Annotated in this window: 11 protein-coding genes and 1 pseudogene; 3 read left to right on the top strand and 9 right to left on the bottom strand. The window is 43.5% G+C overall.

Annotated elements, in window-relative coordinates; all coding sequences use genetic code 11:
- Positions 1 to 251 precede the first annotated feature (251 nt).
- Together G500_RS0113680 and G500_RS0113675 are read right to left on the bottom strand one after the other, a co-directional pair.
- Positions 252 to 2699, bottom strand: coding sequence for a hypothetical protein (locus tag G500_RS0113680; protein ID WP_027002962.1), 2448 nt, complete (start codon positions 2697 to 2699; stop codon positions 252 to 254).
- A gap of 161 nt (positions 2700 to 2860) precedes the next feature.
- Positions 2861 to 3412 (bottom strand): GNAT family N-acetyltransferase, encoded by a 552-nt coding sequence (locus G500_RS0113675; RefSeq protein ID WP_027002961.1) that lies wholly within the window; start codon positions 3410 to 3412, stop codon positions 2861 to 2863.
- Between the two features lie 180 nt (positions 3413 to 3592).
- Between G500_RS0113675 and G500_RS0113670 the strand changes: the two genes are divergently transcribed.
- Positions 3593 to 4210 (top strand): Maf family nucleotide pyrophosphatase, encoded by a 618-nt coding sequence (locus G500_RS0113670; protein WP_027002960.1) that lies wholly within the window; start codon positions 3593 to 3595, stop codon positions 4208 to 4210.
- A 112-nt stretch (positions 4211 to 4322) separates the two neighbouring features.
- On the opposite strand, the gene G500_RS26585 is transcribed toward G500_RS0113670, so the two are convergent.
- The gene (locus G500_RS26585; RefSeq protein ID WP_425402044.1) at positions 4323 to 6413 is read right to left on the bottom strand and encodes an Ig-like domain-containing protein; all 2091 of its coding nucleotides are present in this window, start codon (positions 6411 to 6413) and stop codon (positions 4323 to 4325) included.
- A 27-nt stretch (positions 6414 to 6440) separates the two neighbouring features.
- Positions 6441 to 9599 (bottom strand): annotated as a pseudogene (locus tag G500_RS26580) (ExeM/NucH family extracellular endonuclease); the annotation flags it as partial.
- A 334-nt stretch (positions 9600 to 9933) separates the two neighbouring features.
- On the opposite strand from G500_RS26580, the gene rsmI reads away from it, so the two are divergent.
- Positions 9934 to 10650: a 16S rRNA (cytidine(1402)-2'-O)-methyltransferase gene (gene rsmI / locus G500_RS23525; protein WP_051203676.1), complete on the top strand. Its 717-nt coding sequence runs from the start codon at positions 9934 to 9936 to the stop codon at positions 10648 to 10650.
- Positions 10651 to 10776: 126 nt separating this feature from the next.
- On the opposite strand, the gene tsf is transcribed toward rsmI, so the two are convergent.
- The 5 genes from tsf to rplM all read right to left on the bottom strand — a co-directional run bounded on the left by tsf (position 10777) and on the right by rplM (position 14010).
- Complete coding sequence (gene tsf, locus G500_RS0113650; RefSeq protein ID WP_027002958.1) at positions 10777 to 11607, bottom strand: translation elongation factor Ts; 831 nt, start codon at positions 11605 to 11607, stop codon at positions 10777 to 10779.
- A 270-nt stretch (positions 11608 to 11877) separates the two neighbouring features.
- Positions 11878 to 12087, bottom strand: a complete 210-nt coding sequence (locus G500_RS0113645; protein ID WP_027002957.1) for a hypothetical protein — start codon at positions 12085 to 12087, stop codon at positions 11878 to 11880.
- Between the two features lie 107 nt (positions 12088 to 12194).
- The gene (gene rpsB / locus G500_RS0113640; protein ID WP_027002956.1) at positions 12195 to 12986 is read right to left on the bottom strand and encodes a 30S ribosomal protein S2; all 792 of its coding nucleotides are present in this window, start codon (positions 12984 to 12986) and stop codon (positions 12195 to 12197) included.
- Positions 12987 to 13179: 193 nt separating this feature from the next.
- Positions 13180 to 13566 (bottom strand): 30S ribosomal protein S9, encoded by a 387-nt coding sequence (gene rpsI / locus G500_RS0113635; RefSeq protein WP_027002955.1) that lies wholly within the window; start codon positions 13564 to 13566, stop codon positions 13180 to 13182.
- Positions 13567 to 14010, bottom strand: coding sequence for a 50S ribosomal protein L13 (gene rplM / locus G500_RS0113630; RefSeq protein ID WP_027002954.1), 444 nt, complete (start codon positions 14008 to 14010; stop codon positions 13567 to 13569). It lies immediately after the preceding gene.
- Between the two features lie 39 nt (positions 14011 to 14049).
- Between rplM and G500_RS26480 the strand changes: the two genes are divergently transcribed.
- Positions 14050 to 14175, top strand: a complete 126-nt coding sequence (locus G500_RS26480) for a hypothetical protein (protein WP_281169331.1) — start codon at positions 14050 to 14052, stop codon at positions 14173 to 14175.
- The last annotated feature ends 12 nt before the right edge of the window (positions 14176 to 14187 follow it).

Here is a 14187-nt window from a genome sequence, read left to right as displayed (position 1 = left end):
AGCGAAATAAAGTTTGGATTAACACCTGTTTTTGGATTTGAAAGCACTCTTTTATTTCAATCTCACTTCGGACAAGGGACTGCCTTGTCCCTACATTTGCGCCTGATTTTCAGCATTTAACATCACGATGTCCGCTATAAGTAGCCCATTGCAGGCGAGGTTCAATGAAAACCTTTTGATTTTCTTCAACAATAAGAGTACCATTTCTGTCTATGTAAATCAATTAAAAGTTAATTCTTTACAATATTCTTTCATGGCTTCAAAAATCCATATTCATATACCTTTGGTTCTATTTTTTGAGCCAAAAGTTTCAAATTATCTCTCAAATTTGAAATGAGTTTGGTATAATGTGCATCTTCGCTTTTGCTATTCATGCGCCCTTTCGCATTTCTGCCTTGGAAGTGTTCGCGAATATCGTAGAGAGAGGCGTTTGGATTGTAGTCGCTTTCACTATCATAGGTTAGTTTTTCAAAATCTTGCGTATGGTAGTATTGCCACAATTTGCGCCCTGATTCAAAAACAGCTTTTGCCTCGAAAGAAAATTCCAAAGGCGTAGTCCTAACTTTTTCGGGGTCTAAAATAGTTCCGTTCCCATTGGCTTTTAGCTTGCCCCTCATAAAATTTGTCATAAAATCGCTTTCAAACTTGGTACGCGCAGACACCTGCTCTTCTGTAAAAGGTATCCAATGATTTGTACCTTCTTTACTCGATATGCGATTCTGACCATGAAAAAGTGTAAAAGCCAAACAATCATTTTGAAATTCTGTGTCTTTTTCCCAACCCTCATTCGGATACAAAAACTGGTCGCGGTCGTTGAGCCAAGTAGCCTCGATGCAATGGCGAACTGTAAAATAAACAGCAATTTTTAATAGATTATGATGATTTATTTTGATAACTCCGCTTCTGGCAGAAGGCAATAACTGAATAAAAACTTTATTTTGATTTTGAAAATCAGGCGGATAGTTAGACAACAAACCAATAATATAGTTTTCCTTAGCTTGTAACTGAATAAGCCATTTATTGATGCTTTGAGGCAAGTTTCCATAAAAAATCTTTTCACCGCTTTTTGTGCCGTCATTCTCAATAATATCACAAGTAATTGTTTTGATTTCTTTTTTTTCTGCCATATCCCAAATCGTAAAACCTATCGGAAAGTTTCCCACAACATTATCGAAAGTGTTCGCTTTAACAATAAAACCTTTTAAAAATTTTGCTAAAAAGAAACTTCTAAATTTAGTAAAATTTGTTCCTTGTATAAATTTAAGTTTTGAAAATTGAGCTAATTTTGCGTCACTTATTTTATCATAAATTCGTGCCATAAAAAGAGCAAAAACTTCATTAGAGCCTCCATTTATCTTTTCTTTGTAAAGTTCTCTCGTTTTATTGTCTTTAGCTACTCCTGCTTTATTCTGCCCTGTACCTGTTACGGTACGTGCAGTAGTAGCCTCCGCATACGGCGGATTGATATAAATGACCAACTTTTTCCTTTTTTCGGGATTATTGATAATTTCTTGTAAAGTTTTTGGTAGCTTTTTAAAATCGTCGTTTAGAAAATCAAACTGAAAAACATGGTCGTGCAAGAGATTTGCGCCATTATTGATGCGGTCGTGCATGACATCTACATCTTGTTTATCCAATGTAGAAGCAAAAATGCGGTATTTATTCGTTAAACCTGATAATAAATTTCCCGTACCTGCGGCACAGTCCCAGATGTAATATTCGTCCTGCCAATCTTCGCCCAATACACTCGTTAGGTACTTTTGCGAAAGCTCTACCCAGATTTGAGGGGTGAAGAAACTGCCCTTGCGCTCCCTTACGTCTTGTGGCACAAGCAAATCCCTGCGCTCTACAATATAATCCCAATACTGCTCTTTGGGCGGTCTTTCGTATCTATTCCAAAATTGCGTATGCGCAACTTGTTTGTCTTTAAAAGTAGAAGTTTTGCTCGAAAAAAAGCCCGCTTTGTCAATTTGTCTATCAAGCGAGTAATGATTGCCGCGCAACCATACAAAAAGTTTGTCTTTAATGGTCATGTTTTCTTCGGAAAGCAAATCGGCAAGATAAAAGTCGCCATCAATGATTCCAATTTTTTTGGCATAATCCCAATTAACGGCAATAGTCGGCTTTACCACTTGCAACCAGCGATTAAAAACAGAAATAAAATTATTTTTATCTATTTTGGTTTTCGTTAGTCCAAACTTTCCAACTACAAAATTTTCCTTAATAAAGTTTTTTAACTCTTTGTCGTCTTGAATAAAATAGAAAAGTAAAGCCTTTTCATCAATAATAGACTTTACTCTTTGATGAAGATGCTTAAATTCTTTGGTTTCATAATTGGAAGGCGCAACGTTCCAATTAAAATCGTTCTGATAAAAAACTTCGTGAATGTCGTTGTAGGGAATGAAAGCCATCTTTTCACCATCAAACGCGCCCAAATAGGCAGGGGGCAAAAACTTATCGAAAGTCCTTGCTTTTCCTACCGTCAGCACAAGCTGCACAATAGAATTGTATAAATCGGATATGCCTTTCTTAGCCTCCGCCCAAAGCAGCGATTCGTGTTCGAAAAACTCTTTCTGGCTTTGCTGCATAGCGACACAAAAATCTACATTGCCTATGATTTTGGTGCAATCGTAGAGCCAAAAGTAGTCTTGCGCTACCTTATTCTTCAATTCTTCCTCCCTTATATTCTGATACTTCATTGTTTGTCTATGTTTATGGCGAGCTTGCTTTATAGTTGGTACAAAGGTACATATAAAAAACAAAAGTCCAAAATTTCCTACTTTGTCCAGCCTTAGCTTTCATAGCATCAATCGCTTTATTTTTATTATAAAAATTTTAATCATATTTTACTACAAATAATTTATTTTAGCAGACTCCACTCTCTTTTTAACATTGCATATTGAAACTCACTTCCCCATTTTCCTTTGAAAAAAACATTTTCAATAAAATGCCCCTCTTTTCTAAAACCTACACTTTGTAACAAACTTATTGAAGCAATATTTTCAGTATCTACAATTTCAACTACCCGATGTATTTGCTTGTCTTCAAATAAAAACGCTAATATAGCGCGTATTGCTTCTTTGGCAAAGCCCTTTTTCTGTTCGAGATGCGAAATGGTGATGCCTATTTCTGCAATTCTTGTGTCTTCTTGGTTCAATTTGATGGCACAATCGCCAATTACTTTTTTTGTATCGAGGTTTTCAATGGCGTATTGCACCCATTCACCTGCTTTTCCAAAGTGCTTAGTGGCGTTATCTATGATAAAATTTTCAGCCTCATCAAGCGTCAAAACATCAAAACCTTGATATTTTGTAACTTCTGGATTTGAGCGATACAGGTGAAAATCAGCCAAATCTTCTAATTCGAGGGGACGAATTTGAAGCCTTTTAGTCTTGATATTGAGTTTTTTCATTTGTAAAAATTTGAAATCTATAAAAATATGCTGCTACAAAGCTATACTTTTCTTATTATATTTGCAAATAAATCGCATTTATTTTTCTAAAAATGAAAACAACGCAGGGAGGCGCAAGTCTGAATTTTGTGTATCTTTACCGTTGATAAAGCAAAACAATCACTTCTCTCACCTATTTTTATGTCCACAGTTCAAAAGTTAGTGTTAGCCTCGCAGTCGCCGCGTAGGAAAGAATTGCTCACCAAATTAGACCTGCCTTTTACGATACGCATTTTAGAAACAGACGAAGATTTCCCTTCCACTATGCCCCCAGAAACGGTAGCCCAGTATTTGGCTACACAAAAGGCAGAGGCACAAGCGCACCTTTTACAAGCCGACGAGGTCTTATTAGCAGCCGATACTACCGTTTTATTACAACCAGAAAATAAAATAGAAAAAGCACAAATTCTGAACAAACCCCAAGATGCAGCCCACGCCAAACAGATGTTGGAAATGCTTGCAGGCAGGACGCATTGGGTCGTTACGGGCGTTTGTCTGAAAAGTCAGACCCAAACAAGGGCTTTTTCCGACATCGCCGAAGTTACTTTTGCCTCCCTTTCAGATAGTCAGATAGCGGCTTATATCGCACAATATCAACCCTTTGACAAGGCAGGCGCGTATGGCGCACAAGATTGGATAGGGCTTATGGGTATCGAAAAAATAGTAGGGAGCTATTTTACCATCATGGGGCTGCCCACGCATTTGGTCTATGCTAATTTGCTCGAATTTTTCCCATTGGTAGAGGGTTTGAGAAAGTAAGAAGAAAAGTTTTAAAAAATTTTGAAAAGTTTTAACTTATAAAACACACAATAAAAAAACCTATCAGCCTTAGCCGATAGGTTTTTGTTTTAAAAGAAAGTGCTTTAAAGGTCTATTCTTTTACAATTTTTCTGATAATCGTACCCTCTGCGTGTTGGATTTGAAGGGTATAAATACCATTGGCATAGGCACTAAGGTCGAGGGTAAAGGTCTGATTTTGAGTAGCTTCGAAAGGTAGAGCCTTCAAGGTTCTGCCCAAAGCATCTACTAAAACCAACTGACAAGTTCCCTGCAAAGTCCCTACCTGAATTTGTACGATTCCCGAAGTTGGGTTTGGATACAAATTGAAAGTAGCCTCGATTTCGTCATCTGTACCCAAAGGCAAAGTGTAGTAATTGCTACGTGTGCGAACCTGACAGCCTTCTACCGTAGAGATAAGTGCCTGATAATTACCATTTTGCGTAATAGGCACAGTGAGCTGATTGGTTGCTCCTGCAATCGGTTGTTGATTGAAGAACCACTCAATCGTGCTATACTCGCCATTGATTTGCAAGACGGCATCGCCTGCCTGACGGATAAGGCGAACCTTTGGCACTTCATAAAATGGCACTTCTACCTCGTTAGAAAGTACGACACAGGCTTCGCGGCTGGCTTGGAATACCAAACGCACTTGATACACGCCCTCGTCTGTGGCAAAGATTTCGTTTCTATTGGTATTGTAGCTTGCATAATAACGCAAACCATTTTTAAACCAAACATAAGTAGCTCCGCTGATGGCAGGAACGCTCAATTTGACAGAATCGCCTGCACAGAAGCCCTGTTCGGCTTTGGTAAGCACCACCGAAGAAGGAGGAGCTAAGACCGTAACCGCTGCCGTAACGCTACTTTCGCAACCGTTTGCCAACACTTTTAGCGTATAAGTGCCGCTTTCTGTGGTTTGGAAAGTAGTGCCTTGTCCTACCTCTTGGCTGCCATTGAACCAAGTATAAACGGCATCTGAAGGGTTATTGCCCACCTGTGCATTTAAAGTAGCCTCGTTACAGAAAACTAAGTTGGTTTCCAAAATAGCCGCCGTAGGTTTGTAGTCCAAAGTAACACGCGCCTCCGCCGAAACGAAAGTACAGTTATTGCGAACCACAGCCACTGCATACACGCCTGAACGTTCTACTTGAAGTGTATTGCTATCTGCACCACCCAACATCAGACCATTGCGATACCAAATGTAGCGGACATCATTGTAGAGTGTCGCGGTAAGGGTTGTCGTTTGGCTACCTTCGCAGAAAAAGACGCGCTCGCCTTCCAAAATTTCAACGGGCAATTCTTCGGCTACTAATGCCAAGACTGCTACGCGCTCACTTTCTTGTCCGTTGCTTACAAAAGAAATGTAGTAGAAACGGCTTTCGGTAAGTACAGGGGTTTCGAAAACATTTGTCGCGATTTCCGCAACCAAATCATTTCCAATTGAATCGTTGTAAATGCGATAACGGTCAGTGAAAAGGCGCAAAGCAGGAAGCTGAATCTGCACTGTTCCGCTGCCACAGGCTTCTCTTACCGCCACTTGCGAAGGCGCAAGTGGGAAGGTATAAGCTCTGGCACGCGCAGGCTCTGAACGGTTGTTAGAAGAAATGGCTACTACTTGGAAATAATAAAGTGTGTTAGGGTCAAGACCGCCTACGGTGTAGGTAACGACACCTGCCCCAACAGTAGCGACTAAGATGTCGCCCACATAAATATCATATCCATTTACCGCCGCTGGTACGTTTGTCCAATCCAAAGTGATTTGGGTAGTGGAAATAGGCGTAGCCGTAAGGGGAGCAGGCGAAGGCACGAAAGTAGGCGCACCGCCACCGCCACCTGTGGTAGGATTGTTTCCTGTTTCAAAGTTCCAATCGGTAGCAAGGGCAAAACCTGCAAAGTCGGCACCTGTCGCCGCCGCTTCTATTGCACCAGCATCTATCAAGACGTGATAGTTGGTATTGGGCAATAGATTAACAGTTGGATTGATGGTGACCTGATTCGTAGCCGCATTGTAGGTTACGGTAGCATCGGCACTGCCTGCGGCAGGAATGACAAGGGTAGTTACGCCGTCGGAAATGGTAATGTTTCCTGTGCCAGCCTGTACGGGCATATCGAAGGTAATGACCAAATTAGTAGCAGGAGAAACGCCAGTGGCATCATCAGCAGGGCTAAGATTGACCACCATAGGCGGAATCGGTTGCAAATTCAAACCTACAATAATAGGGTCATGGTCAGAAGAGCGATAAGGATTTGCAGCATAGTAGTCGGGCGAAGTGCCATCTACTGCACCTTTAAATTCAAGATTGTAGTCAATTACGAAAGGCTCGTCGGCGTTGATGTGCCACTTGGTTACGCCTGTGGTTTGTGCCGTAAGCGAAGCCGTCGCTAAGATGTGGTCTAACGAACCCGAATAGCTATCGAAAATAAAAGAGTAAGACGAGGCATTTCCACCAAAAGCATCTGCCAAATTGGTATAGCCGTTATCGGTAAATTCTCTGATGGGGTCTTCCATTGCGTAAGAATTGAGGTCGCCCATGATGATAACATCGTTGTCGTTTGCAGCCGTAGCCAAAGAAGCAGCTAAGTTGCGTACTTGTGCAGCATGTTGCGTGCGCAAAGCGTTCCAACAGCCTTGTCCGTCGCCTTGGTCTTCGTTTAAAGAGCCGTCAGAAGGGCAGCTACCTTTTGATTTCAAGTGATTGACAATGACAGAAAACTTCTCGCCATTAGATACCAATTCAAAAGTTTGTCCGATAGGATTGCGGCTTTGTGGAATGACGATAGTTTGCGCTGCACCCGAAGGCGTAACTACGGCAGGTTTGTAAATCAGGGCTACCGTAATGGCATCTGTACCCGAATCAGGGTGTGTAATGGCAGCCCAAGTGCCTGCACCTGCCACAGCGTTCAATCTATTGACTAAATCAGCAAGGGCGTTGTCGCCTGCAATGTTTGAAATTTCCATCAAACCAATGACATCAGCATTCAAACCCAAAAGCGCGGGAACGAGTTTATCGCGCTGACGCTGCAATTCAGTGGCGTTATTTGCCCCACGATTATCGGGGTGTGTGATAGAAGTAAAGTAGTTCAAGACGTTGAAAGAGGCTACTTTTACGTTGTGCGTACCTGTTACGGTCGCAGGCGCAGCAGGGCGCGGATTGGTGCGCGTAATCGTCGGTGCAGCCGTAGGGTGAAACGTGTATTCATTTGCACCACTTGGATTGATGCGGTCGTAATGTAGGATACCGATAAGATTTGTAACCTCGTCGCCTGCCCGTACTGTGTTATCTGCCCCTACATAAGCCAAAGGATTTGGGTTTTGATTGGCATTGCCTGTTCTGCCGTCATCTAAGACAATCAAATTTCTTTGGTTGAAATCGCGCAAATTGATGGCATCTGTGCTATTTGGCAAATGAACCTGTGTAGGCTGCATCAAACGACCAGCAGCAGAGAGCGAAAGTTGTCCATAACGTCCCCAAAAATAATTTTGGGCTACGGTCATGGTCTGATTGATTTGCACGTACATGCCTTCGTACTGCTCCAATTCGCCATCATAGGTTTCGGGGAAATTCAAAACGGTAGCGGCAGGAAGGGCTACGCCCGTAGCTAAGACGGTAATATTAGATACTTGGTCTATTTGCGTAACGTTGAAAAACTCGGTAGCGCGTCCCGTAACAAGTACCCTATCACCGATATTGACTTCTACATAATCAGGGTCAGAAATAGGTATAAAGACAAAGATGCCGTCAGAGGTTTGTGCATTGCCGTCGCCTGTGGGGTCTTGGATAAAGAAACCGCGCATCTGATTGTCGGTTTGGAAATCGCCTACTACAATACCCGAAGTAGTAACGGTAGTACCCGAAAGAGGCGTTGGCGCGTCGCCTGCTGCCGTTACGCCCTGAATGGTGTAAATGGGAGTGATAGTAGGAATAGAACCCGAAACTGCCACATTGACCGTAGTTGCGCCTGTGCTAACGTGCGTAATATCGCCTGTGTGGGTCGTTCCCGAAGTAGGATTGTAGCGGACGTGAATTGTGGTAAGAGTTGCCGCTGCTGCTGCCGTTAGGGTAATGGTATTTGAAAAAGTAACCCCATCGAGTGAAATCTCGAAATGTGTAGGCGCGGTAAGTACCAAATCTGCCGTTAGATTTGAACCCTGAACGGTATAAGTTTGGGTAGCCGAAGGCGTGTTCAATGCCGTTGTTACGAAAGGCGAAAGAGAAGTTACCGAAGTGGTAATGGTGGGAGTACCGGGTACAAAAAGTGTATTCACCGCACCCAGCGTATTCACCGCATCGGAAGTAGGTGCAGCGGCGGCAGGGAAATTAGGCAAGCCAAAACCAAAAAAATCATTTCTTGTCCAGTCGCTTGTCGCATTCGTATCTGTTCCGTTGGGTAAGCGTGAAGCACCACCCACAGTATTTGACCCACCGTCGTAAGTCGGCGTTAGAACAGGAACGCCATAAGTACGGTCTGTTGCGGCACCATCGTTAATAGCAACTGCGTCTAAAATAGAAGTCCAAGGGGTAATGTCTAATACGCCGTCATCGTTGGTATCTAAATCTTGACTTAGTGTTCCTGTAAAGTTTTCTACCAACAAAATAGTTGCTGTGCCGTTTTCTAATTCACCATTAAGATAGCCCGTAGTCCAGAAGCCACCCGCATTTGTCGTTCCCACATTGTAAATGCGGTCAATCACCCCACTTGCGGTGCCTGTATTATCGCCTTCTATAAACAAAATACTTAAAGTACTGTAATTTGTATTAGCAGCACCAAAGACCTCGATAAACTCATTTACATCTGCCCCCGCGTGGTTTATCACAAATTCATTGATAACGGGATTGATAGAAAGAACCGTTCCTCTGATTTTTACATTATCAATTCGCCAAGAGCCGCCTGCTGCCTCTGAATTATAGCCGTAAATACGGAAGAAAACACTGCCCTGATTATCCAAAGCAGCGATTGCAGCAAGGTTAAAACTGTGGCTTCGCCATTGTGTATTGTCGGGTACGCTTGTTACCGTTGCAGGAATGGGTGTAAAAGTAGTGCCATCGGTACTGTAGCTCACGCTAAAATTGCGAATACCTGTGCCTGACCTTCTTTCATCAAATTCTAAGATGATGTCTTCATAGCCTGTAGTAGCAGTAGAAAACTGAAAATAATCGGTAGCATCAAGGGTAGCATCAGTAGTCCATTCATTCCAATTCCAAGAATCACCGGGATTTCCAGCGGCAAATCCTGTTCCATTTGGTATGAGACCTGCACCCGTAGCAGCCGTACCTGTACCTGTGGAGGGCGTTGTAACGTCGCCTTCAAAATCCCAAACAACAATGTCTACTTGCGCTTTCGCCCAGCCAATGCTCAAAAATAGCATCAGCGTAAGCCAAAGATTTTTTGTTCTGTGTAAATGTTTCAACATAACGAAATAAATAAAGATGAGAAATCAAATCCGCGTGGGTTCTTTTCAACTGCAAAACTAATCCTTTTATATTACGTGGCTGTGAAATTTGGAAAAATATCCTATTTTTCGCGCTCCTTTCTAAAAAAAACGCAACTTCTGCCTCCTACAATAGCTCACAAAGTAGCTAAGAGCCTGAAAATAAAACCTTTAAGCCGCCTGCCAAACACTTTGTAGTCGTAAATAAAATTTGACAAAAAAGCCGTATCTTTGCCCTCCTTATCCTTTCTTTTCGCCTTTTCGCCCTGCTATGCTCTATCTGATTCCTACCCCTATCGGCAACTTAGAAGACATCACGCTTCGTGCCTTGCGCCTGCTTCAAGAAGTAGATTTTATCCTCGCCGAGGATACCCGTAAAAGTGGCGTACTGCTCAAACACTACCAAATTTCGAAACCCCTACAAAGCTACCACCTACACAACGAACACCAAGTAGTTGAAAGAGTAGTACAAAAAATTGCGCAAGGGCAGAAAGCCGCCCTCATAACAGATGCAGGCACACCCGCCATCTCCGACCCCGGCTTTCTTTTGGTTCGCGCCTGTGTGGAGGCGGGCATCGAGGTACAATGTTTGGCAGGCGCAACCGCCTTCGTTCCTGCGCTGGTTCAATCGGCTCTGCCTTCGGATAGGTTTGTTTTCGAGGGTTTTTTGCCGCCCAAAAAGGGCAGACAAACAAGACTTGGGCAAATTTTGCAACAATCCTATACAACAGTTTTGTATGAATCGCCCCACCGTTTGCTCAAAACGTTGCAACAGTTGATAGATTTGGGTGCAAACAACCGCCAGATTGCCGTTTGTAGAGAACTTTCCAAACTGCATGAGGAAACTTTTAGAGGCAATATAGAGGAAGCCCTTGCTCATTTTCAAGCCAAAGATAGTATCAAGGGTGAGATTGTGCTGGTCTTGGGGGCAGAAAAAAAGATTAGAAATAGCCAACAAGAATTGGAAGAAGACGACTTTGAGGCGTAACACGCTCTTTTTGGTTTTTTGCCTCTTGGTTTTTTGCCTCGTATTTTTCAAATCCAAACAAAAACCCAAGCCGATAGAATCCGCTTGGGTTTTTGTATTTAGGTTGGGCAGTTTCCGATTTTGGGACTATTCACCCACAGAGGCGCGTACAAAGTTTTTCACTTCTACGCCGCCTTGCTGCTTCAAAAACTCCTTAATCGTAACTTTGTTGTCTTTTACAAAAGGTTGTTCTAAAAGTGTGTTTTCTTTCAAAAACTTTTGTACATACCCTTGTGCAATTTTTTCTAAGATGTTTTCAGGCTTTCCTTCAGCACGCGCACGCTCGATGCCGATTTCAAGTTCTTTTTGCTTCAAGTCTTCACTTACGCCTGTGCCATCTACGGCAATAGGATTCATGGCAGCAATCTGCATGCCCAAATCTTTGCCCAAAGTTTCGTAATTGGCAGAGCCTACTTTGTTTAGGGCTACTAATACCCCTACTTTGCCGTTTGAGTGAATGTAAGAAGCTAATTTTTCTGCCTGCTCATATCCATAAGCTACGATAGAGATTTTTTCGCCAATGGTGCCGACAAGTTCGGTAATTTTAGATTCTACCGTTCCATCTTGTAAAGGCATTGCCAAGAGCGCGTCTTTGTCGGCTACTTTGTTGGCTACCGCTACGGCTAAGATGGCGTTTCCTAAACTCTGGAAGCCTTCGTTTTTAGCTACAAAGTCCGTCTCGCAACCTAATCCCAAGATGATGCCTTCGCTATCGTTATTGAACAAACTTACGAACACTGCGCCTTCACTGGTTTCGCGGTCTGCGCGTTTTGCCGACACTTTTTGTCCTTGTTTGCGCAAGACTTCGATGGCTTTGTCGAAATCGCCTTCTGCTTCAGAAAGAGCTTTTTTACAATCCATCATGCCTGCGCCAGTCATTTGGCGGAGTTTGTTTACGTCGCTTGCAGTAATTGCCATGGGTTTGAGGAAATTAGAAAGATGAAAGAAAAGGAATGAAAATCAAGATTTTTCTACCAATAGCCCGCTTAAAACAAACCTTTTGGCGTGTCTTTGAGCGCGTCTGTGGGCTTTTGTATTGATAGGCGACCTAAACTGCTTTCATGTCAAAAAGAGTGATTCTTTTATCCTTGCCTTGCTGCCGCCAGCGGCTGCGCAAAACAAGGACAAAGGTAGGAATCACTCCTAAGACGTGCTATAAGAGAGGTCTATGGTTGACAGAAGTGCGCCTTAGTATTTGGCTACTATGGCGTTCTGCTCCTCGCTAAGGGCGTTGCCTCTGTAAAGGGCAGCAGCGGCAGACTTCAAGCCGTTGAGTTCGGTACGGATAGTAGCGAGGGCGGCTGCGTCGCGTTCAGCTTTTTTCTTGCCTAACATCGCCGCTTGCGCTGCGGTTAGTTCGCTGATACGCTTCTCTATTTTTTGTTTGGTATCTTTCATAAGGATAAAAAAAACAAGGAGGTGATGTTTTACAAACCCCCAACACAAGGTCAGGGGTTTTCAATACGTGAGAACAGAGTGGGGAAAACGATAAACGGAGGTTTTGCTTATTCCTCGTCTGCGGCAGTTTCTTTGGTTGCGGCAGGTTTTTCGTCTATGGCGCGTTTCTTTTCTTCCTCTTCACGACGCTGCGCTTCGGCTTTTTCCTCTTTGCGCTCTTGTTCGCCTTCCTTGATAGCCTGTGCGATAACTTCGGTAATCAGTGAGATGGACTTGAATGCGTCGTCGTTGGCAGGGATGGCGAAATCTACAGATTCAGGGTCGGAATTGGTATCGACCATCGCAATAACAGGGATACCTAAGCGTTTAGCCTCTTTTACAGCTATGTGTTCACGCGAAATATCGACGATAAACAAGGCAGCAGGGGTGCGGTTGATGTTGGCAATACCACCTAAAACGCGCTCTAACTTCTCTTGCTCGCGCGAAATCATCAGACGCTCGCGCTTGGCTAAGTTTTTATAGTTGTCGCTTTTCATCAAACGCTCGGTCGATTGCATCTTTTTGATAGACTTCTTGACCGTATTGAAGTTGGTAAGCATACCACCTAACCATCTTTCCGTAACGTAAGGCATGCCTAATTCTTCGGCTCTTTGCTTTACAACTTCTTGTGCTTGCTTTTTGGTAGCGACGAAAAGGATTTTCTTTCCTTTGCGCGACATATCTTTCACCGCAGCAGCAGCACGTTCCAAAGACGCGAGGGTCTTATTAAGGTCGATGATATGGATACCGTTGCGCTCCATGAAGATGTAAGGAGCCATGCGCGGATTCCATTTGCGCTTTAAGTGACCGAAATGCACGCCCGCATCGAGTAGGTCTTTGTATTCTACTTTTACTGACATAGAGATGGGTATTTGAAGAAGGTCGGTTTTTACTTTGTTTCATCGGCTTAGTAGGCGCGGGTTATTCAAAATAGCGTAGCGCGTTTGGGGCGATGTCAAATTAAAAGGGCGAAAACCGAGCATTCGGATTATGGAATTGGAATAAGATACAAAAAAACGGGGCGAAAGGGTAGCCCCAAGGGAAAAGAAAGGATTAGCGTTTGCTGAACTGAAAACGACGGCGTGCTTTTCTACGACCGTATTTCTTGCGTTCTACCATACGCGAATCGCGCGTAAGGAAACCTTCAGGCTTCAAGACCGCACGAAGTTCAGCATCTACTTCCAAGAGGGCGCGAGAGATACCCAAGCGTACTGCTTCGGCTTGTCCTTTTACGCCACCGCCTTGAAGGTTGATGTTGAAATCGAATGCACCATCTTTATCGGCAACTTTCAAGGGCTGCTGTACGATAATGCGAAGCACTTCGGTAGGGAAATAATCCTCGAAGGTGCGTCCGTTGATGGTGATGTTGCCTGCGCCGGGTTTCATGTACACGCGCGCTACGGACGTTTTGCGTCTGCCTATTGCGTGATATGTTTCCATTTAGAGTGTGATGGTTTTAGGTTGTTGAGCTTGATGTTTGTGTTCGCCGCCTGCATACACGTGTAAGTTGCGATACAAGGCGCGTCCTAAGCGATTGTGAGGCAACATGCCTTTTACGGCACGCTCCACCAAACGGGTAGGGAATTTTTCCATCAACTTGCGAGGCGTAGTTACGCGCTGACCGCCGGGGTAGCCTGTATGAGAGATAAGTTCTTTATCGTCCCACTTATTGCCTGTCATGCGGATTTTATCCGCGTTGATAACGATAACGTTGTCGCCACATTCAGTGTGCGGAGTGTAAGAAGGCTTGTGTTTGCCGCGAAGTCTTTTTGCTACTTCACTCGCCAAACGACCCAAGACCATACCCTCTGCATCAATCACTATCCACTCCGAAGGAGCGTCTTGTTTAGCGACCATTTGGGTTTTGTAACTTAATGCGTCCATTTTAACTCACTGATTATCAAGAATATAAACAAAAATCCGTTGAGCAAATCGCTTACGCTACTCAACGGACTTGCAAAGGTAGCTACATTTTTCGAAACTCCCAAAGGTAGGGCGCAAAATCTTCTACTTTTTTTACTGCTTTCTAAAAACGCACTACAAAGTTAAACCCTAAGGGTC

It is taken from the genome of Hugenholtzia roseola DSM 9546 (genome assembly GCF_000422585.1).
Taxonomy (GTDB): Bacteria; Bacteroidota; Bacteroidia; order Cytophagales; family Bernardetiaceae; genus Hugenholtzia; species Hugenholtzia roseola.
Note: the sequence above shows the minus strand (reverse complement) of the source record. Positions and strands in the feature narration are given on the sequence as shown.

Excerpts from the sequence above, each read along its gene's own strand:
- G500_RS26585 (WP_425402044.1), bottom strand. The coding sequence starts at position 6,413 with ATGGTGGTCAATCTTAGCCCTGCTGATGATGCCACTGGCGTTTCTCCT.
- rpsB (WP_027002956.1), bottom strand. The coding sequence starts at position 12,986 with ATGTCAGTAAAAGTAGAATACAAAGACCTACTCGATGCGGGCGTGCAT.
- rpsI (WP_027002955.1), bottom strand. The coding sequence starts at position 13,566 with ATGGAAACATATCACGCAATAGGCAGACGCAAAACGTCCGTAGCGCGC.
- G500_RS0113680 (WP_027002962.1), bottom strand. The coding sequence starts at position 2,699 with ATGAAGTATCAGAATATAAGGGAGGAAGAATTGAAGAATAAGGTAGCG.
- rsmI (WP_051203676.1), top strand. The coding sequence starts at position 9,934 with ATGCTCTATCTGATTCCTACCCCTATCGGCAACTTAGAAGACATCACG.
- G500_RS0113645 (WP_027002957.1), bottom strand. The coding sequence starts at position 12,087 with ATGAAAGATACCAAACAAAAAATAGAGAAGCGTATCAGCGAACTAACC.
- G500_RS0113670 (WP_027002960.1), top strand. The coding sequence starts at position 3,593 with ATGTCCACAGTTCAAAAGTTAGTGTTAGCCTCGCAGTCGCCGCGTAGG.
- rplM (WP_027002954.1), bottom strand. The coding sequence starts at position 14,010 with ATGGACGCATTAAGTTACAAAACCCAAATGGTCGCTAAACAAGACGCT.
- G500_RS0113675 (WP_027002961.1), bottom strand. The coding sequence starts at position 3,412 with ATGAAAAAACTCAATATCAAGACTAAAAGGCTTCAAATTCGTCCCCTC.
- tsf (WP_027002958.1), bottom strand. The coding sequence starts at position 11,607 with ATGGCAATTACTGCAAGCGACGTAAACAAACTCCGCCAAATGACTGGC.